The sequence below is a fragment of the Candidatus Paracaedibacteraceae bacterium genome, from assembly GCA_019636055.1.
In the GTDB taxonomy this organism is placed as follows: domain Bacteria; phylum Pseudomonadota; class Alphaproteobacteria; order Paracaedibacterales; family Paracaedibacteraceae; genus Paracaedibacter.
Window position 1 is genome coordinate 370125 of the sequence record JAHBYH010000001.1, and the last position, 21546, is coordinate 391670.

The 21546-nt window shown below is 42.1% G+C and carries 19 protein-coding genes; 14 read left to right on the plus strand and 5 right to left on the minus strand.

The window, feature by feature from the left end:
• Positions 1 to 37 precede the first annotated feature (37 nt).
• Positions 38 to 1738, minus strand: a complete 1701-nt coding sequence (locus KF820_01765; protein MBX3457075.1) for an AMP-binding protein — start codon at positions 1736 to 1738, stop codon at positions 38 to 40.
• A gap of 272 nt (positions 1739 to 2010) precedes the next feature.
• Between KF820_01765 and KF820_01770 the strand changes: the two genes are divergently transcribed.
• Positions 2011 to 4062, plus strand: coding sequence for a phosphotransferase (locus KF820_01770; GenBank protein MBX3457076.1), 2052 nt, complete (start codon positions 2011 to 2013; stop codon positions 4060 to 4062).
• Here KF820_01770 and KF820_01775 read toward each other — a convergent pair whose 3' ends face one another.
• The 4 genes from KF820_01775 to KF820_01790 form a co-directional block, all read right to left on the minus strand.
• Positions 4063 to 4488 carry a type II toxin-antitoxin system RatA family toxin gene (locus tag KF820_01775; GenBank protein ID MBX3457077.1) on the minus strand — a complete coding sequence of 142 codons (426 nt, stop codon included), beginning with the start codon at positions 4486 to 4488 and terminating at the stop codon, positions 4063 to 4065.
• Between the two features lie 163 nt (positions 4489 to 4651).
• Positions 4652 to 6559: a threonine--tRNA ligase gene (gene thrS, locus KF820_01780; protein ID MBX3457078.1), complete on the minus strand. Its 1908-nt coding sequence runs from the start codon at positions 6557 to 6559 to the stop codon at positions 4652 to 4654.
• 129 nt (positions 6560 to 6688) lie between these two features.
• Complete coding sequence (locus KF820_01785) at positions 6689 to 7219, minus strand: response regulator transcription factor (protein ID MBX3457079.1); 531 nt, start codon at positions 7217 to 7219, stop codon at positions 6689 to 6691.
• An 18-nt stretch (positions 7220 to 7237) separates the two neighbouring features.
• A complete protein-coding gene (locus KF820_01790; GenBank protein ID MBX3457080.1) occupies positions 7238 to 8440 on the minus strand; it encodes an ActS/PrrB/RegB family redox-sensitive histidine kinase in 1203 nt (400 codons plus the stop codon).
• Between the two features lie 87 nt (positions 8441 to 8527).
• Here KF820_01790 and KF820_01795 point away from each other — a divergent pair, with 87 nt between their 5' ends.
• The 13 genes from KF820_01795 to KF820_01855 all read left to right on the plus strand — a co-directional run bounded on the left by KF820_01795 (position 8528) and on the right by KF820_01855 (position 21544).
• On the plus strand, positions 8528 to 9169 hold the full coding sequence (locus KF820_01795) for an SCO family protein (protein ID MBX3457081.1): 642 nt from the start codon (positions 8528 to 8530) through the stop codon (positions 9167 to 9169).
• A 10-nt stretch (positions 9170 to 9179) separates the two neighbouring features.
• Positions 9180 to 9998 (plus strand): hypothetical protein, encoded by an 819-nt coding sequence (locus tag KF820_01800; protein MBX3457082.1) that lies wholly within the window; start codon positions 9180 to 9182, stop codon positions 9996 to 9998.
• 72 nt (positions 9999 to 10070) lie between these two features.
• A complete protein-coding gene (locus KF820_01805) occupies positions 10071 to 11057 on the plus strand; it encodes a KpsF/GutQ family sugar-phosphate isomerase (protein MBX3457083.1) in 987 nt (328 codons plus the stop codon).
• Positions 11058 to 11074: 17 nt separating this feature from the next.
• Positions 11075 to 11698 carry an LPS export ABC transporter periplasmic protein LptC gene (lptC, locus tag KF820_01810; GenBank protein ID MBX3457084.1) on the plus strand — a complete coding sequence of 208 codons (624 nt, stop codon included), beginning with the start codon at positions 11075 to 11077 and terminating at the stop codon, positions 11696 to 11698.
• Complete coding sequence (locus KF820_01815) at positions 11695 to 12201, plus strand: hypothetical protein (protein ID MBX3457085.1); 507 nt, start codon at positions 11695 to 11697, stop codon at positions 12199 to 12201. Before lptC ends, KF820_01815 begins: the two co-directional genes overlap by 4 nt.
• The gene (gene lptB / locus KF820_01820; protein MBX3457086.1) at positions 12198 to 12941 is read left to right on the plus strand and encodes an LPS export ABC transporter ATP-binding protein; all 744 of its coding nucleotides are present in this window, start codon (positions 12198 to 12200) and stop codon (positions 12939 to 12941) included. Before KF820_01815 ends, lptB begins: the two co-directional genes overlap by 4 nt.
• Before the next feature lie 9 nt (positions 12942 to 12950).
• Positions 12951 to 14288 carry an RNA polymerase factor sigma-54 gene (rpoN, locus tag KF820_01825; GenBank protein MBX3457087.1) on the plus strand — a complete coding sequence of 446 codons (1338 nt, stop codon included), beginning with the start codon at positions 12951 to 12953 and terminating at the stop codon, positions 14286 to 14288.
• Positions 14289 to 14337: 49 nt separating this feature from the next.
• Positions 14338 to 14895 (plus strand): ribosome-associated translation inhibitor RaiA, encoded by a 558-nt coding sequence (gene raiA, locus KF820_01830; protein MBX3457088.1) that lies wholly within the window; start codon positions 14338 to 14340, stop codon positions 14893 to 14895.
• Positions 14896 to 14967: 72 nt separating this feature from the next.
• The gene (locus tag KF820_01835; protein MBX3457089.1) at positions 14968 to 15264 is read left to right on the plus strand and encodes a hypothetical protein; all 297 of its coding nucleotides are present in this window, start codon (positions 14968 to 14970) and stop codon (positions 15262 to 15264) included.
• 152 nt (positions 15265 to 15416) lie between these two features.
• Positions 15417 to 16553 (plus strand): thiolase family protein, encoded by a 1137-nt coding sequence (locus KF820_01840; GenBank protein ID MBX3457090.1) that lies wholly within the window; start codon positions 15417 to 15419, stop codon positions 16551 to 16553.
• Positions 16553 to 18868 (plus strand): enoyl-CoA hydratase/isomerase family protein, encoded by a 2316-nt coding sequence (locus tag KF820_01845; GenBank protein ID MBX3457091.1) that lies wholly within the window; start codon positions 16553 to 16555, stop codon positions 18866 to 18868. The genes KF820_01840 and KF820_01845 overlap by 1 nt, the downstream gene beginning before the upstream one ends.
• Positions 18869 to 18870: 2 nt before the next feature.
• Positions 18871 to 20658 carry an acyl-CoA dehydrogenase C-terminal domain-containing protein gene (locus KF820_01850; GenBank protein MBX3457092.1) on the plus strand — a complete coding sequence of 596 codons (1788 nt, stop codon included), beginning with the start codon at positions 18871 to 18873 and terminating at the stop codon, positions 20656 to 20658.
• A gap of 70 nt (positions 20659 to 20728) precedes the next feature.
• Entirely contained in the window at positions 20729 to 21544 is an 816-nt protein-coding gene (locus KF820_01855; protein ID MBX3457093.1) for an NAD(P)-dependent oxidoreductase, read from the plus strand.
• The last annotated feature ends 2 nt before the right edge of the window (positions 21545 to 21546 follow it).

Here is a 21546-nt window from a genome sequence, read left to right on the forward strand (position 1 = left end):
TACTAGTACGGAAATTAGATCAGTCCTACAGAATAACCTAGGGTTTAAGAGCTTTTAAATCGAGACTATCCAGTCCCGGGTCAAAACTATATTCATACAATGGATCCAACAGGTCGTGAATATACAGAACAGTGGCGGCATGGCGTTTGATTTTCCCACTCGTTGTTGTTGGAATCTTCCCGCGTCGCATATAAATAATCTTATTAACCCCAAGCATATAATGTTTACGCAGCAAATATAACATCTGGCTACCATGGGCAACGGGATCAACGTCCCGATCAATTTCACGCAACACAACAACTTCAGATTCATCATGACGCGTAATCATTAATGCTGCACACCGATATGACGGATCCAGATAGTCGTGACTTTCAACAATTTCTTCTATCTCTTCTGCAGAAACAAGCCCATGGCTGGTCTTAATTGAATCTTTAATCCGGCCTGTAATGAACAGGCATCCATCAGCAGAGACAAATCCTGTATCCCCTGTTGCGATATAGGACTCATCTAGGCCATTAATTTTTCTGTTAAAAATAGCAGATGTACTTTCGGCATCTAAATAATATCCATCCGTCAAAGAATTACCAGAGACCCAAATTTCTCCTATTGAATTGGCAGGCATTAAATCCCCGGTAAATCGATCAACAATTTTTATAGACATCCCACAAATTGGATTGCCACAATTAGCGATATAAATAGGATCTGCATCATATGTTAACGGGCTAACAATGCCCTTTCTAAGAGCAAGGCGCTGAAAACCATACTGCTCCATAGCTTGGGATGATTGCGTACACGTGACCATCAGAGTTGCCTCGGCTAAACCATACGCGTTCAGCATAGCATCAGGATTTAAGCCACTTGATGCAAATGTTGCTACAAATTTGTCAGTCACCCTCGGCTGAATCATTTGCGCACTATTTACAAGAATTCGCAAACTTGATAAATCAAAGCAGTCATGTTTTGCTTTTGCTCGCCGTGCACATAAGTCAAAGGCAATACTCGGCGCAACGGAAATAGTAGCACGCACGACTGATATATATTCTAACCAACTAAGAGGATTCATCATGAAGGCTGATGGTGACATCAGGTACGTTGTAAACCCTACGTAAACAGGCAGAAAAATACAGCCGATCAATCCCATATCATGGTAGGGTGGCAACCAAGAACATCCAATATCACTCGGTGTTAAATTAAAATATTGCTTCATATTTGCAAGCCCGGCAATCAAGGATTTTTTGGTAACTTGAATGGCTTTTGGGTTTCTGGTTGTCCCCGAAGAACATTGAAAAAAAACACAATCTGCCGTGGGGTTAGGTGATGATAACGTTTTATCGGTTGATAAGTCTAGCGCAGTTACAATTTCACAATTCAAGTGTTTATTTAACTCATCCAAAGGAGCCACATCATCAACAATAATAAATGCAGGATCTACGGTTTTTGTTATTTCTTTCAACCGAGCAATATCATGAACATTTCGAATAGGATATGTCGGCAAAAACGTCATCCCTGAATAGATACACCCAAATAAGACTTTAATAAAACCTATCGACTGCCGCATGGCAACATAAACGATCTTTCTCTCTGGATTATTCTGAATAATCGATGCAGCAATACATAGCGCATCTCTATGCAACTCCCTATAGGTTACAGTCTGAGATGATTCATCCCTTCCTTTGAACGAGAATGCTATTTTATCGGGAGATTCCTCTGCTAGTCTCATCAATAGTTGGGCTATCATCCTGACACCTTAATGAATTTTTATTATCAATGCCAAGTCTAGGATACGAGTGGTTAAGAACAGGTAAAAAATCGAGGTGTTTTTATTACAGATTATTTCACATATCAGCCCCATATTAAGTATCAGTAAAATCCTTTTATTTTAGAAAAATACAGATTATTATATAAAGTGAGGGAAATTAATGTATTTTTAATCTTAAATAACAGAATATACAATAAAATTGGAATTATATTCTAAATAACATGTGTAACATCTTCAGGGAGTGTCAATACATGATTAGACAATTTTTAAAAGAAAAAACAGCAGTTACAGCATTAGCACTATTATTAAAAACAGCAATATCACACGCTCAACAAGTCCCTGTTCAGTTTATCGATCAACTCCCGTCAACAGAGCGAGAAAAAATCGTTGAGGTCACAAAAAACCTACTAGATAACCCAACAGCTCAAGGGACAGAATTATTTCATTTGTTATCAACAGATAACGACGATGACTCACAAACAATCGTTCTTGATTCATTTCAAATTAAAGATCTTGTAGATGATAACAGTTTCCTGAACGACGATATACCAACAACAAGTTTAAATACCAATACACAAGAAGAGCGCCTCAAAAGTTTCCTTAATCTTCTAGGTTTTGGTGGCTCATATTTTAATAAACCCGTGAATGTAGAAAGTTCCTTAGCCCAATACATGCCTGAAATCTACATTCGCACACTCCATGGTGTTCAAAATATATTTTTTTCACCAGCCCCTTTTACAGATGCTAATTTTGCCGAGAATATTAGTTACTATGACTCGTTGAAAGGTCTGTCCCATTTAATTCCAATCTCTGTGTCAACTCAAAAAAGGCATGACGCCTTATTAGCTTATGCTTTTTCAGGAAAGAAAAATTCTGAGTTAAAAGTAGAAAGCCTGTCCAATCGGGGCCTTAATGGCGTTCGGCTGCCTGTTGTTGAGTTAATCGGTAAATTTCTAGCACAAAAATTAGAGAAACATATTAGTACTAAAAAAGTCATTTTTTCCGGTTCCGGTTTTTCCGGAGCAATCGCGCAAGAGGTTGCATACCATTTAAAACTGAAAAACCCAGACCTTAATCTTAACATCGTTACAACACAAGCTATGCGTTATCTTGCCGGTGATTTTACACGAGATTACGAACACGTTGTCGGATGGAAAAATATCATATCGATCAATACAAATCGAAATTGGTCTGTAGAGCTAGGTATTTTTAATTACCAAAATGTTTACTTTGATTGTCTTGGACAAAAAGTTCGCCTAGAACTTACCAGTCCAACAAATAGCTGGTTCTCGTCAATTGCCCAAAATGTTGGTTTTTTGCAAACTCAGGCCACAGAAAATGATAAAGGAGTTATATTTAAAAACCAAATGAACCCTCAGGTAAAACTTACTCGAGTCTTAGGCAAGATCCAAAAAGGTTTAGCCCAAACAACCCCCATAGAAGATCGGGATTTTGCAAAACTGGCAGAAATTATGGACTCCATCTCAAAGAGTCAGGTGCGCTCCTCAAGCAATGCTCTTGCAACCTTAGTTCAGGGTGGATTATTTTTAAAAACATCAACAGGACGGTTAGAACATGATAATCTTGTTACAATCAGGGCAATATTTAATCAACAGGTCAATACACCCATTTTAGTCAAACTAACAGATTCAGCCAGCATGGCCTTACCAGCATCCTATTATGATCCAATTTATGATGTAACAATCACACTAGCGCATGCTGTAGGCGATAGATCTGCTCATGATAATTTGAAAAACATTCTAGATCAGAAAGATTTTACCCAAGCTGCCACAATAGAAGGGCAAAAGCTAGGTGAAATTTTAGCGGCTCTCCACCTTAAGACCGGCTGTCTTTGCCACGGAGATTTCCATTTAAACAATATCCGATTTGACCGGGATGGACATGCGTATATCATTGATATAGAAACCCTAGCGAATGGTATTATCGATGGAAACCGTCGGGATTTAAATGGCTTTCGAGATATTTTAGATTTGATTGCCAAGACAACATCGCATATGTATAAAAGTCGCACCTATGGCGCCAATAAAGGATGGGGACTCATCACCACAACAAAAGATCCGACTGAAACAGAAAAAGCATTTGCAACCGGAGTTCTAAAGGGCTATATCATATCACTTGACCCGCAATTACTAGAACATGTCAAAAAACAATACCGAGATTTTCAAGTCATCTATGGCGGAGATATTAACAAATTTCTACACGGAGGCTTTTTCTCAGCCTATAGTAATACTATTTTTACCCAAGTCTTTAAATGCCCGATCATCGAAGAGCTGTTAACGTAATCACAAACTCCCCGCTCGTGTCTCAAAAGCACGCATCATTCGACTGACAGCCTCAGAAAATACAGGCGTTAGAATAGATTGCAACATTGGATTACTGAATTCAAAATCAATGTAAAAGTCAATTTCAGTCAATTTGTCATTTAAGGGTGTTAAAACCCAATGATTATTTAAATAGGTAAAGGGTCCTGTTAAATATTCAATATCAACTCTGTTTGACGGGGTCAAATGCACCCGACATTTATAAGGATAGGTTAAAAATTTATAGCCGATCTCAACATCAGCTGTAAAATAATTATCATGACGATCATAGACGTTAGCAGACTCTACCCATGGTAAAAACTCCGGATAAAGGGCCACATCAGCAATAATGTCAAATAATTGCTGCGGGGTATAGGGTAGCACTTTTTTTTCTGCATGTGTCGGCATTGATTAGATCACCTTTTCAATCGACCTCTCCCATAAGGGGAGAGGTCTTGTCGTACTAGATTATCAGAATAGATAATACGGATGAATTTAAGGGTGAGGCTGCGAAAAGCCGATGTGCCGAAAAATTCACCATAGGGGCTTGTTTCTCATAATTAGTTATAGTTTACGGTTCTTGAGATTCGTCAATCACCATCTTAATGGCATCCGCGACTGACAAAACTTGTTGTTCTTGTGTTCCTAGTCGGCGAATAGCGACGGTTCTCTCATCAGCCTCCCGTTTACCAGCAACAAAGATCAACGGCACTTTCTTGACGGAATGTTCACGAATTTTATAATTGATTTTCTCATTCCGTGTATCAAGAATGGCACGAATTCCCTGAGCCTTAAGTTGATCGACAACTTGTTCAGCATAAGCATCGGCTTCTGAGGTAATGGTTGCAACACATACTTGAACAGGTGATAACCACAAGGGGAACTTCCCTGCATGATGCTCAATCAAAATACCGATAAAGCGTTCAAAGGATCCAAGGATGGCTCGGTGCAACATAACAGGACGATGTTTTTTACCATCCTCGCCTACATAGGACGCATCAAGACGTTCAGGCAAAACAAAATCAGCCTGCAGTGTCCCACATTGCCAATCTCGGCCAATCGCATCTCGCAAAACAAACTCAAGTTTAGGACCATAAAAGGCCCCTTCTCCCGGGTTCAAGGTAAAATCAAGCCCAGATGCAATCGCTGCTTCTTTCAATGCAGCCTCCGCTTGATCCCAAATCTCATCAGAACCAGCTCGTTTTTCAGGACGATCAGAAAATTTAATCCGAATATCGTCAAAACCTAAAGCACTATAGACTTCTTTTAAGAAATCACAGAATAGTTTTGTTTCATCAACAATTTGTTCTGGCGTACAGAAAATATGCGCATCATCCTGAGTAAAAGCACGCACACGCATGATTCCGTGTAACGCCCCGGACGGCTCATTACGATGACAGGATCCAAATTCAGCCATGCGTAAGGGCAAGTCACGATAACTTTTGATCCCTTGTTTAAAGATCTGAACATGGCATGGACAGTTCATCGGCTTAACAGCCATCATCTTATCTTCAGACTCAACAACAAACATGTTTTCACGGAATTTATCCCAGTGACCAGAGGCCTCCCAAAAACTAGAATCCAAGATCTGAGGTGTTTTCACCTCGACGTAATCTCGCTTGTCCAAACGTTTACGCATAAAGTTTTCTAACAAGCGATAAACCGTCCAACCGTTTGGATGCCAAAATACTGATCCAGGCGCTTCTTCTTGAAGGTGGAACAAATCGAGTTCATTGCCCAAGCGACGATGGTCACGCTTTTCAGCCTCTTCGAGTTGATGCAAATAATCTTTAAGTTGTTGTTCAGTGGCCCATGCTGTTCCATAAATCCGTTGCAGTCGTTCATTGCGATGATCACCACGCCAATAAGACCCAGCAACGGACATCAGTTTAAAGGCTTTACCTAAACGCCCCGTTGATGGCAAGTGCGGACCACGACACAGGTCGATAAAGTCACCTTGACGATAAAAACTAATGACTTGTCCTGCAGGAATATCACTAATAATTTCAGCTTTGAATTTTTCCCCAATACGTTCAAAAAACTTGATCGCTTCCTCACGTGGCATTTCCGTACGCACGATCGGCTCATCCCGTTTAACAATTTCGTGCATACGGGCTTCTAATTTGGTCAAATCATCGGGGGTAAATGGTTGTTCCCGATAAAAATCATAATAGAAACCATTTTCAATAGCAGGCCCAATGGTTACCTGTAGATCCGGGTAGAGTTCTTTTGCAGCTTCGGCAAGAACGTGCGCCGCATCATGGCGCAATAACTCAAGCGCATCAGGATCGTTTCGGCGGACAATTTCAATAACAGATCCGTTAGGAACAGACGATGTAAGGTCCCGCATTTCCCCGTCAACCTTAATTGCCACAGCATCTTTTGCCAATGATGTTGAGATGCTTGTTGCAATTTCTAAGCCATTTTGAGGTGAAGAGAATTCACGGACACTTCCGTCTTTTAATTTTATTGCAAACATTGTCTATTCCTATAATTTTTACAGATAATGGGGCCGTAATTGTCCCCACTAATATAAGATATAGCTTAGACTCTGTTTTCTTGCAAGGATGAGTTAAGATAACTATACCCTTGAAGGAGAGGTTTAAAACTACCCCCTTGGCGCATGTTTCGCTAGAATTCGTTGTAACGTCCGTCGATGCATTTTAAGACGACGTGCTGTCTCAGATACATTATTCCCACATTCAGAAAACACACGCTGAATATGTTCCCATTTTACTCGATCTGGTGACATCAACTCGTCAGATAAAGATAAATCTGCCCCTTTGTTTTGTTTTAAAGCATTATGAATCAAATCTGCATCTGCAGGTTTTGTCAGATAATCAACAGCACCATATTTAATAGCCGCAACTGCCGTTGCAATATTCCCATAGCCCGTGAGCATCACAATTCTGGCATTTTGATTAGCGGATTTAATCCCCTCAACAAGATCGAGGCCATAGCCATCGCCCAACTTCATATCAACAACGGCATAATCAAAGGATTGATCGGCCAATTGGATTCGTGCTTCATCCAAACTACCAGCCAACGTCACGGCATATCCCCGACGCCCCATCACGCGACCAAGCTGCTCACGCAGGGGCAAGTCATCATCAACAATAAGAAGAGTATTGGTTTGCATGATTTTACTCCTATGTTGTTACGAGCTCTGCAGTTTCACATCGCAGACAGCGCCCTTATTATTATAAAAATACACAACTGCACCACATTTTTCCAACAATCTCTGTGCGATAAAAAGTCCTAGCCCCATATGGATTTCATTTTTATCATCCAATCGCCCTGAAACATAAGGCTGACCCAATCGATGCACAACATCATCTGAATACCCAGGCCCGTCATCACTCACACAAATATGCCGATCTGAAACATCAATCGTCACGGTTTTAGACGCGAACTGAATTGCATTATTAATAATGTTCATCATCGCATGTGTAAATTCAGCTGTCAGCTTAATCTGCCCGCCACGCCCCTGAATATGTATTTCTTTTTTACGAGAATTATTACACCGTTGCACAATCACATCCATAGCCACCTCAAGAGGAAGACTCTGATAAGGAGCCGTATGCTCTTTTGAAAAGTTTAGTGATAAATCCTGCAAAATATCACGACACCGAGCAACTTCTTGCGCCAGTAAATCTACGTCTGGTTTAAAATCATCATGAATATGAGTTTGCAACTCTTTGACAACCAACATAATCGTTGTCAACGGCGATCCAAGTTCATGAGCTGCTGCGGCAGCAAGTCCACCAAGAGAAGCTAATTTTTGCTCCCGCACTAAAGCAAGCTCCGTTGCCTGCAACGCTTGCTCCATTTTATGGCGATCGGCTGATAACCGGCCAAGATAAGTCGCAATAAAAATCATGCTAATCCACAGAGCAAATAAAACAGAAATTCTCAGGTGCTCTGGCAAATGCAACCCCATCTGAAACCAAGGCAGTTGATATGGTGATATATAAAGAACGCCCCCCCACACCAAACCGGCACTGGTCACTAAAATTGCTTGTCGCAAAGGCAGAAAACTTGCCGCAACAACAACAGGCGCTAACATCATGACAACAAAGGGGTTATTCAATCCTCCCGTTACAAACAAAAGTGCGCCCAATTGCCCCAAATCATAAATCAGATACAAATGTGTGTGATGGGATGGAATACTAATTCTACGTTTTTGAGAAATCGTCAAAATTAGATTCACAGCCATAGACAAAGCAATAATAGACCAAGCCAATTGCCGTGGGTACACCATGTGGAAATAAAGGTCAACAATCATCAAGGTAATTGTTTGACCCAGTAATGCGACCCACCTGAGATTAACAAGCGTCGAGAACGGTATAAGTGACATCATTGATCAACCTTTCCCCATCATGAGTGACATCCAAAAGTCTTTATGATAAATCTAAACTAAGGATACACAAATCATAAGAGTTTCACCATGAATTTACGTCTTTTACGCTTAACACTCATAGGCCTAGCTATTGGTGCCGTTATTTTCGGTGGAGCTGCCCTTTACATTAGTGGAAAAACAATTAACTTTAACCAAGACCAGCAAACTGCCCTCCCTAATCTTGGAGGACCCTTTACTCTCGTTGACCAACATGGAAAAACACGCACTGATGCTGAATTTCGAGGCAAATATATGCTTGTTTATTTTGGCTATACCTTTTGTCCTGATATTTGTCCCTTAGGGTTACGTAACATTAGCTCTGCCATTGATCTTTTAGGACGCGACAAAGATCAGGTTGCCCCTATTTTTATTACCATTGATCCTGAACGAGATACGGTTGAATCGCTAAATTCTTATGCGTCAACCATACACTCATCTTTTATTTTGCTAACCGGTTCACAAAAAGAAATTGATACCGCCATCCAGGCATATAATGTTTATGCAGCTAAAGCCCGCCCCGACGGAACAATTGCTGAATACCTCATGGATCACAGTTCTTTGGTCTATCTCATGGATCGAGATGGAAAATTGGTTGATTTCTTCGCCCATACCGAAGAACCTCAGAAAATTGCCGATCGTATCTCACGATTTTTAATCCAAGATATGAAGCAGAATATATCTACCAAATAGGAGAATAATTTTGCGAACTGCGATTCTTTTTGTCTTTACTTTATCCCCCCCCTTACACGCAAGCTCTGACCTACAACAATACGTCGAAGCAAATCTGCCAACAAAAAATCACGTCAAGCAAATCGAGTGGCATAGAGAAAAGTATTGGGTCAAAATGGCTGACCCCAGTAAAGGGTGGCTTTCTTGTTTTGGTAAGAAAATAGGGTCGTGGCTAACCCCTGACATCATCCTAACACCAACAGCTGATTGCGGCACTGATATGCTAGCGACAGAAGCAAAACGACTGAAGATTTGCGAAAAAAAACAAGGCCATTGCAGCCGATTGATTTTGCAGGATAAAAATTGGATTTTAGTGACTGATGTCGGCCTAAACATGGAGATGCTTGTTCGCCACACCCCGACAGATCAACGTTCCGACCTTATTCTAAAAGGACTCAAAGCCATCACAGAGCTCCACAAAAAAGGAATCGTCCAAGGTCGCGCAAGCCTTAAAGACCTCACTCAAACAAAATCTGGTGAGATCTATTTTATTGATCTTGCTGAAAATCCGGAAGAATCTATGTCTTTTGACGAAGCATGCGCTCGCGATTATATCAATTACTTCATGACGTCGCTAACGTTTATCCCCCAAGAATCAGAACAAAAATTTGCTAAAGATTTCATGAATCAAATTCCAGAAAAAATAAAACCACTAATCAACAGAAGCCTAAGTAATCTCTCTTGGCTTGGAACACTAGCCAACTGGATCGATGCCTTTTCAGGACGCGATATCCGCAAATTTGCAAGAACCTATCGGGTATTGAAAAGCTCCAAAGTTTTTGCCTCTTAGCCCTTTCATCTTGATTTATCGCCCCATTAACCCCATATTGGTTTCAGAGACAAATTAGGGAAAAGAAATACCATGACGACAACAACAGCGACCCTTAAAAAAACAGCATGTGCTCATTTAGATGCAGCTCTCGACGTTTTAAAAAACGAAGCTGACGCTATTCACGTCATGGCAAATCAACTGGATCATCATTTCTCGGATGTTGTTGACCTTCTCCTAACAACAAAAGGTCGTGTTATTGTTACCGGCATTGGTAAAAGTGGCCACATCGCTCGCAAAATTGCTGCAACCTTTGCGTCAACCGGACAGCCCGCTTTTTTCGTACACCCAGCCGAGGCTAACCACGGTGACATGGGAATGATCACACATGACGATGCAGTTATTGCTTTATCAAACTCGGGCGAGACCGCAGAACTTGCAAACCTGATTGATTTTACGCGTCGTTTTAATATCCCGCTTGTTGGGATGACACGTAATCCAGAGAGCACCTTACACAAACATTCAAGTCACCCATTATGCCTTCCAAAACACCCGGAAGCTTGCCCTTTGGGATTAGCGCCGACCACATCAACAACGATGATGCTGGCCTTGGGTGATGCTTTGGCTGTTGCTCTTCTCACAGCACGTGGCTTTACTCACACAGATTTTAAAACCTATCATCCCGGTGGTGCTTTAGGTGGAAAGTTACGCAAAGTGGCAGAGTGCATGCACACAGGTGAATTACTTCCCACCTGTCATGAACATGAGCTAATGCAAAATGTTATCTTAACCATAAGTCAAAAGGGATTTGGCTGTGTTGCTGTGATTAATGAATCCAGTGACCTTGTTGGCATTATTACGGATGGTGACTTACGCCGCCACATGGGTGATCGTTTATTAAACCAAACAGCTCAAACAGTCATGACTAAAAATCCAACAACAACCACAGCAACCACCCTGATGACAGAAGCCCTAGCATTAATGAATAATAAAAAGATTACATCTTTGTTCATTCTAGAGGATAATAAACCCATTGGTATCATTCATATCCATGATTTCTTGCGCGCAGGAATTCAGTAACGTCGGATTCTAATTTAATGAAATACATCAGGAAACGCCGCTCATCTCGGCTTAAAAGACTTTTCCCATTCATAGCAATCGTTATTATCTTTCTGATCGTTTTTTGGCCTAATCTTCGCAACATAACTAATCCAAAAACGATACAAAATCCCGTGATTGTGTCGACAATAGCCCAAAGCCATCAAGATACCCCACCAAAAGAAGAGCTGGCCAACGAAGCACGTGATTTACACTTTGAAGGTGTTGATAAAAACAATCAACCTTATACGTTAACAGCAGTTCAAGGCACTGAGTCAAAAGATGGTATTATTGAGCTGCTGACACCAAAACTAACAATGAAGCTTAATTCAGGGGAAACTGTCACCCTGAACTCAGACAAAGCAATCTACGATAAGGCCACTGAAAAAATAGAAATGATTGATAATGTTCACCTTGTCCATTCAACGGGGTATGACTTTACCACGAAACGAGCTTGGCTTGATATGGCATCATCTATTGCTTTTGGTCACGATCCTATCCAAGGATCAGGTCCTCAAGGACAGCTATATGCTAAAGAAGGTTTTAATTTGGCAGACAAAGGAAATAAGATATCGTTACGCGGACGTCCTGAACTATTCATCCACAAAGGAAACGAGAAATGATTAAATCTATCCTTACATTAATATCTTTATCATCTGTTTTCGCAAAAGCACCGCAAAATCCTCCTTTACGTATAGTTGCCGACAATATGGACTGTGATCAAAATCAAGGAATCTGTATTGCAACAGGCAATGCCTTTGCCGAACGCCCCCACGACCCAGAAAGACGAACGATTCGCGCTCACAAATTTACAGTTCATTTTTTAAAAACAGAAAAAGGTAAGGCGTCAACTCAAGGTGAAACATCTTCAACAGAATTAAAAGAACTCCATGCCGATGGTCATGTTGTCATGACCGATAGCAACACTATTATTCGATGCAATCGTGCTATCTACCGCCATGCATCCGAAGATGTTGAACTATTTGACCATGTACACCTGACTCAAGGTGAAAACCAATTGAATGGTTCCTATGGCTATGCAGATTTGAAATCCAAGAAATATCGTGTTACAAATAAAGAAGATCAAGTCCAAGGATTATTTGTTAAGAAAACACAATCAAAATGACACCTGAAACTCACACAAATCATGGATTATGGGCAGAAATGCTCGGCAAATCATATCAAAAACGCCCGATTCTGCGTGGCGTTAGTCTTCATGTCAATCGTGGTGAGGCAGTCGCGCTTCTTGGTCCAAATGGCGCAGGAAAAACAACTTGTTTTTCGATTATGTGCGGGTTAATCCAACCAGACACAGGTGCTGTCTTTCTTGACGGTGAAGACATAACCCACAGCCCAATGTATAAACGCGCTCGCAAGGGAATTGGTTATCTTCCTCAAGAAATGTCAATTTTCCGCGGCATGTCTGTTGAACAAAATATCATGGCCGTCGCTGAATTATTTTATGCTGATGAAGATGAACGTCATGCCTGCGTTGACCGACTATTAGCTGAATTTTCAATAACCCACCTAAGACAATCGCCGGCAGCAGCTCTTTCGGGAGGTGAACGTCGCCGGACTGAAATTGCCCGGGCATTGGCTGCGTCACCGGACTTTTTATTATTAGATGAACCATTAGCAGGGATTGACCCGATTGCGGTCAATGAAATAAGAGAGTTAATTTTTCATTTAAAAGAACGAAATATTGGCGTTTTAATTACCGATCATAATGTTCGAGAGACTTTAGAAATTGTTGACAGAGCCTACATCCTTCACAATGGCAAGGTTTTAATGGGCGGAACCCCGGAAGAAATTATTTCTTCAAAAGATGTTCGTCGCGTTTACCTTGGAGAAAGGTTTTCCATGTAATCTGAGAATATGACTCAGATACATACATCTCAGAAGCAATCGCAACAGCTTAGCCTGTCGCCTCAGATGCAACAATCCCTCAAGATTTTGCAGATGAGTTCGCTTGAAATCAAAGAGATGATTGATACTGCTTTGTTGGAAAACCCGTTCTTAGAGGCTGCCCCATCAAACACTGCCCCCCTCTCAACGGATTCAGCAGAGCAAGACAATCCTTATTTAACTTATTGGTCAGATCACAACTCAAAAGCTTTGGATGAAACAACATTTGACACCAATGCAAACCCCATTACACTCAAGGATCACCTCACCAAACAATTTGGTTTATGCCCCACTAAGAATGATATTGGTTTTATCCTTATTGATGCGATTGATGAAACAGGTTTCTTGATAGAAAATGATTTATCACAAGATATATTAGATCATCCGGACTACAACGCAACACTCCGAATTATCCAATCCTTAGACCCTCTGGGAGTTGGCGCCCGAACATTAACAGAATGTTTTAAACTACAGGCGAAAGAAGAAAATAGATTAACCTCTGAATTTGAATATGTTCTAGATAACCTGATGTTGTTGACAGATAAAGGCCCCGAACAATTGGCAAAAAAATGCAAAATATCCATATCTCAACTCAAAGAGTACATCGCTATTATTAGGAATTTTAATCCCAAACCCGGTTTATCCTTCAGTACGAATGATCAGACACAGTACATTATCCCTGACATGATTTTCCGAAAAAATCATTTTGGATGGACTGCTGATATCAATCCAGAAGCCTACCCCAATATCAAATTTGATCGCGCCAGTTATCAAGCTGTCAGTCAATCATACAAATCGAATGATGACCTCATTTATGTCAATAAGCAAATATCCAATGCCTCATGGCTGATAAAAAGCCTAGAACAACGTGTTGAAACCTTATATAAAGTCTCAAGGGCTATCATCAAACGCCAAGAGATATTTTTAAACAGAGGAATGAACTACCTTGCCCCCTTAAAACTAAAAGAGATTGCCGAGGAAATCGGCATGCACGAAAGCACAATCAGTCGTGCTGTTAATGGTAAATATGCAGCAACCCCTTTTGGCGTCGTAGAATTAAAATCATTTTTTGCAGGAAGTGTTAGTGTTGATCAAGAAGGTCTGTCAAATAAAACGATTCACATGCAGATTAAAAATCTGATTGATATGGAACCAAAGGGACGCCCTCTTTCCGATGATCAAATCGTTATCTCGCTTAAAGCTGTTGGGATTAGCGTTGCGCGACGCACTGTGACCAAGTATCGCGAAGCATTGCATATTCCCTCATCCTATGAAAGAAAAAAAGTGAGCGCAGCACTTTCATTATAGAATTTTTGCCCTATTATCGTATAATGGATACGTAAAAACGGAGGAAACAATGAAAATTATCGTAACTGGAAAACACTTAGATATGGGCGACAGCCTCAAGGATCATGTCGAAACCTCTGTGAAAACAATGGTTGATAAATATTTTGGTGATGTTATCGAAGCCCATGTCAACGTTGATAAAGTTAACCACCATTTTGAATGTGAACTATCTTTTCATGTCAGCAAGCACTTTGTTGTCCACACCCGATCAGAAGATTCTGATCCTTATCGTTGCTTTAATCTTGCCATGGAAAAAATGGAAAAGCGGACACAAAAATATCGCAGTCGTCTACGCGCAACAAAACGCCATGACAATGCCGTTGAAAAGGAATTATCAGCCCTAACGTTTGTTCTAAACTCCGAAGCCGAGGATTCAGGAACCGACGATCAACCAATGATTATTGCTGAAATGAATTCAATTGTCCCAACTGTTTCCGTCAGTGATGCCGTGATGCACCTTGATTTAACAGAACAACCTGCCATGATGTTCAAAAACTGTAACTCCGGGCGCATGAACGTTGTTTATCGCCGTCAAGACGGAAATATCGGCTGGATCGATCCTTCGTAAAATTTTATTTACTTTTTGCAAAATATTATGCTAAATCTCTCTGTGATATTAACTATAATCACAGAGGGTTTTATGAAAAAACTATTTTTATCACTCATCGTTGCTAGTTCCGTTTTTGCTGCAGAACCACAACAAGAACAGCAATTAGGTAACTGGACAGAAACATTTCAGACAGCAGCTGGCCCCATTGAACACACACCAACATCAACAAGAATGGGTTTTATTTCCTGCGGTAAAAGCATGAAAATGTCAGCTGGATCAAATATTAACGGTTTTGTATTTCCTGCTAATTTAGAGCTCACAACAAACTCCACCCGTGAACAGTTTGTAACAGCACTTAAAGCTGGAAAAATCTACACTGGCAACTAAAACGTGTAACATAGCCCCTCTTGATTCATAATCTCGAGGGGTTTTTATTCCTCCTCATCTTAACCAAAAATTAGGTAATAAATAGCGCGTGAAATCCACAATCCTGTTTGGTATAATTTTATTAAAGCTTAATTATATTGTTAGGATTTCTCATGAAAAATGCTGTGATTGTTGGATATGTTCGAACCCCCTTTTCATTTGGCGGAAAAGGTGAGCTGACTAAGGTACGCCCCGATGATTTGGCTGCAACAGCTGTCAAAGCTCTGATTGAACGCACTAAAATTAACGTCAATGACATCGAAGACCTAATCTTGGGCTGCGCCTTTCCTGAAGGAGAACAAGGATTAAACCTAGCTCGTCTTGTCGTCTTGAATGCCGACCTCCCCATCACCATTGGCGGTGTTACTGTCAACCGTTTTTGCGGATCATCCATGCAATCTATACACCAAGCAGCAGGAGCTATTGCCTGTGGTGCAGGTGAAGTTTTTATCTGTGCCGGCGTTGAATCCATGAGTCGCGTCCCCATGGGGGGGTTTAACCCGCTACCAAATCCAAAACTCTATGACCGTATGCCGGGCGCGTATATTGGCATGGGTGATACAGCTGAAAATGTGGCAAGCAAATGGAAAATTTCTCGCCAAGAACAAGAACAAATCGCCGTTGAGTCCCATGCAAAAGCAATAAAAGCCCAAGAAGACGGACGCCTGTCTGATGAAATAACGCCTGTCCAAACAAAAGCAGGTCCTGTTGAAAAAGATTCCTGCATTCGCCCGGGGACAACTTTAGAGGCCCTAGCAGGACTAAAACCGGCTTTTGACACCAATGGTACCGTAACAGCAGGAACCTCATCACCAATTACAGACGGCGCTGCTGCTGTGCTCGTCTGCTCAGAAGACTATGCGAAAAAGCATGGCTTACCAATGATTGCCCGCATTAAGAGTTTTGCCATCGCCGGATGCGATCCCGACATCATGGGCATTGGTCCAGTTGCAGCAACGAAAAAAGCGTTGGAACGAGCTGGATTGACAGCAAAAGATCTTGATGTTATTGAGCTTAACGAAGCATTCGCCTCACAAGCCATCGCTTGCGTTAAAGAACTCGGTCTAGATTGGTCAAAGATTAACCTTGATGGTGGCGCCTTAGCCCTAGGACATCCGCTTGGAGCGACAGGAGCACGAATCACCGGTAAAGCCGCAGCTCTTTTGCAACGTGAGAAAAAGAAGTATGCCCTGGCGACCCAATGTATCGGAGGCGGTCAAGGGATTGCAACAATTCTGGAGGCAATTTAATGGTTAAAGAAATTAAAAAAGCAGCCGTTATTGGCGCCGGTGTGATGGGAAGCGGCATCGCAGCTCACATGGCAAATGCAGGCATTCAAGTCCTGCTACTTGACCTTCCCCAGTCTGGATTTGGCAAAAAAAATAAGCTGGCAGAAGATGCTATCGAGAAAATGAAAAAGTCAGACCCTGCCCCATTTATGTCAAGTGATGCTGTTAAACGTGTCACCCCAGGAAACACAGAATCTGATCTTGAAAAACTCGCCGAATGCGATTGGGTTGTCGAAGCAATCATTGAAAAGATTGAATATAAACACGACCTTTATGAGAAAATTGAAAAAGTCATTCGCCCTGGGACGATCGTCTCATCCAACACATCGACAATCCCGATGGAAAGATTAGTAGAGGGACGTAGTTCTGATTTTAAAAAGAATTTCTTTATCACCCACTTTTTTAACCCCCCCCGTTATACTCGCTTGCTTGAGATCGTCTCCAGCAAAGACTGTGACAAAGAATCTCTAAAGACATTGAATGACTTTGCCGACATCCATCTTGGGAAGGGTGTCGTTCACTGTAAAGACTCCCCTGGTTTTATTGCAAACCGCATTGGAACATTCTGGATCCAAAAAGCCATGGTTGAAGCACTTGATCGCGATATTACTGTCGAAGAAGCAGACGCCATTTTCTCTAAGCCTATGGGAATACCAAAAACCGGTGTGTTCGGCTTGGTTGACCTGGTTGGTCTGGACTTGATCCCCCTTGTCACCCAAAGCATGCGAAATGCTCTGCCAAAGACAGATCCGTTCCATACGTCTTATAAAGATATTCCCGTCATTCAAAAACTAATTGATGATGGATACACGGGTCGTAAAGGCAAAGGCGGATTTTACCGACTAAACAAACATGATGATGGATCAAAGGTAAAAGAATCCATCAACCTTAAAACTGGTGAGTTTTCCCCGTCCCAAAAAGCTAAGATTGCAGCCCTGAGTGGCAAAGTAAAACTAAAGACATTATTGTCCGGCACAGATAAATATGCAGATTTTGCCTGGTCAGTTTTGTCCGAAGTCTTAAGATATTCTGCCGATATTATTGATGAAATTGCCGACAATATCGCCGATATCGATTATGCTATGCGCCTTGGTTACAACTGGAAATTTGGTCCCTTTGAATTGATCGATCAGATTGGCGCCAAATGGTTTGCGGAACGCCTTAAGCAGGAAGGTCGTCCAGTCCCCTCAATCCTCGAGGCTTTGGAAGACAGTACATTCTACAAAATAGACAATGGTCAAATTCATTACTTCACAGGTAAGGAGTATACAGAACTAAAACGTCCTGACGGTGTCTTACTCCTGAGTGATATTAAGCTTAAATCCAAACCGATTGCTAAGAATGCATCGGCTAGCTTATGGGATATTGGTGATGGTGTCGTCTGCCTTGAATTCACAAGCAAAATGAACTCACTTGACCCTGAAATCATGAAAATGATTATGAAATCCATTGAAATCGTCAAGAAAGATTATAAGGCCTTGGTGGTTTATAACGAAGGCACCAACTTTTCAGCTGGCGCCAACCTTGGCCTAGCCCTCTTTGCAATAAACGTTGCCATGTGGCCTCTTATTGAAGATATCGTTAAAGGTGGGCAAGATGCCTATATGGCTCTTAAATACGCGCCATTTCCAGTTATCTCTGCACCATCTGGTCTTGCATTAGGTGGCGGATGCGAAATTCTACTTCACAGCGATGCCGTGGTTGCTCATGCCGAATCATATATCGGCCTTGTTGAAGTCGGTGTTGGAATTATACCTGCATGGGGTGGGTGTAAGGAAATGTTAACTCGCACCTTAACAAGCAAGCGTCGCCCGGGTGGTGGTATGGTTGCTGTTGGTAAAGTATTTGAAACAATTGGCACAGCCAAGGTCAACAAATCTGCCTTTGAAGCGAAAGAAAACTTCTTTATCCATGATCAAGATCCAATAGTTATGAACCGCGATCGCGTTCTTGCCGATGCCAAAGCTCATGCTCTAAAAATGGCAGAGGGATACACACCCCCCGAACCGGTAACGCTGGATCTTCCAGGTGGTGGGGCTCGTGTTTCCATGAACATGGCTGTTAAAGCCATGGTTAAGATCGGCAAAGCAACCGAATACGATGAAGAAATTTCCAAGAAATTGGCTTATGTTCTAACGGGTGGCGATGATGAAGCCACAACAGAAGAAGAAATTCTTGCCCTTGAACGTGAAAAATTTATGGAATTAATTCGCAGCCCAAAAACCCATGCTCGCATGGAAAGTATTCTTGAAACCGGTAAACCATTGAGGAATTAATCATGCCTACCTATAAAGCCCCCGTTCGTGATATGATGTTCGTCCTTGATGAGGTCATCGGGACAGACCGTGTATTATCTATGCCCAAGTTTTCTGAGATCAACAAGGATTTAGTTGAAGCTGTATTTACAGAAGCTGCCCGCTTAACCGAAACTGTCCTGCAGCCGTTAAACCAGAGCGGCGATAAAGAAGGATGTACTTGGAATGACCATACTGTAACTACCCCAAAGGGCTTCAAAGAAGCCTATAATGCCTTCGTTGAAGGGGGTTGGCCGACCCTAACAGGGAACCCTGAATACGGCGGCCAAGGATTGCCCAACATTATTTCGATGACGACCGAAGAAATGATTTGTTCTGCTAATCTGTCTTTCAGTCTTTATCCCGGCTTGACGCGCGGGGCTTCCATCATGTTAGAACGCCATGGCAGCAAGGAGTTAAAAGATAAATATCTTGCTAAGATGATTCAAGGAACATGGGCGGGTAGCATGTGTTTAACGGAACCCCATTGCGGGACAGACTTAGGATTGCTGCGCACAAAAGCTGAACCTCAATCTGATGGAACATATAAACTCACAGGAACAAAAATTTTTATTTCCTCTGGCGAACATGACCTCACAGAAAATATCCTGCATTTTGTGATTGCCCGCACCCCAGAAGCCGTTTCCGGCATCAAAGGAATCAGCTTATTCCTCGTGCCCAAATTCATGGTCAAGGATGATGGATCTTTGGGTGAGCGCAACCCCGTATTCTGTGCATCAATAGAACACAAGATGGGCATTAAAGGATCATCAACATGCGTCATGAACTTTGACGGAGCCACAGGTTATCTAGTAGGAGATCTCTATAAAGGGATCAACAATATGTTCACCATGATGAACACAGAACGTCTTGGTGTTGGCATGCAAGGCCTTGGCATTGCTGAAGTCGCCTATCAAAACGCCTTGGTTTATGCTCGCGACAGGTTGCAAGGTCGCGCGTTAACTGGGACTAAATACCCAGACAAACCAGCTGATCCACTGATTGTGCACCCCGATATTCGCCGAATGTTGTTGACCATGAAATCGCTCAATGAAGGCTGTCGTATGCTTGCTGCCTGGGTTGCCGAATCTCTAGATATCATGGAACACAGTGAAGATGCAGTCCAACAACAAGAAGCTGATGATTTTGTTCAATTGATGACACCAATAATCAAAGCTTTTCTAACCGATGTCGGTACCGAATGTGCCAACTTAGGGCTTCAGGTTTATGGTGGCCATGGATACATTCAAGAATGGGGGATGGAACAATTTGCACGCGACGCCCGCATTGCTCAGATTTATGAAGGAACAAACGGCATTCAGGCTCTCGACTTAATTGGCCGTAAAATGCCGGCCCATACAGGGCGTTACTTACGCCAGTTCTTCCATCCCGTCGAAGCTTATCTAAAGGCTCATGAAAGCAATGAAGCTATGACTGAATTTATTGGACCACTGGCCAAGGTTTTTGGGCGACTCCAACAGGCAACTGTGGGCACAGCAACAAAAGCTTTGGGTAATCCAGATGAAGCAGGAGCTGCTGCAACCGATTATTTGCGATTATTCGCATTAACCGCACTTGCTTATCTATGGTGTCGTGCTGTTGAGGTGTCGAACAAAAAAATGGGGCAAGGTGAGGATGAGTTTTATGAAGGTAAAATTCAAACGGCCAGGTTCTTTATGACAAAGGTATTACCTCAATCATCAAGCTTGTTCTCACAAATTATGTCGGGATCTAAGCCATTGATGGATATGCCTGACGTCCGCTTTGGGTAAACAAACATCTCTCCTCTTGCGGGAGAGGTAATTTTTGCGTCAAATTCGGTTTATAAAAAGGGAGAACAATATGTCCTTAAGAAATAAAACCATATTCATTACAGGTGGATCACGCGGAATTGGCCGAGCCATCGCCCTAAAATGTGCAGCAGATGGGGCGAACATTGTTGTTGCCGCCAAGACGGATACACCACACCCAAAACTACCGGGGACAATTCACACGGTTGCACAAGAAATTGAAACAGCAGGCGGGCATTGTCTTCCGCTAAAAATGGATGCCCGCGATGAAGACCAAGTCCAAGCTGCCATTGCAGCAACTGTTGAAAAATTTGGGGGAATTGATATTTTAGTCAATAATGCCAGCGCCATTAACCTGACAGGAACCTTACAGACACCCATGAGTCGTTTCGACTTGATGATGTCTGTCAATATGCGTGCAACCTTTGCAACATGTCAAGCCACCCTGCCCCACTTAATGAAAGCAGAAAACCCGCACATCCTGACATTATCCCCGCCTCTTAACATGGATCCAAAATGGTTTAAAAACCATGTGGCATATACCATGTCAAAATACGGGATGAGTATGTGCATGTTAGGCCTGGCCGAGGAATTCCGTGATCACGGCGTTGCCTGCAATGCCTTATGGCCAGTGACTGTTATTGCAACAGATGCCTTCAAAGCCATCGATCCCAACATCCCAACGGATAACATGCGCAAACCTGAAATTGTTGCAGATGCTGCCTATGCCATCTTTAACCGCCCAAGCCGCGACTGCACAGGCAACTTCTTTACCGACGAACAAGTCCTCAAAGAAAATGGCGTAACCGACTTTTCCAGTTACGCCATGAAAGATGGGGCAAAACTAATCCCTGACTTCTTTTTGTGAGG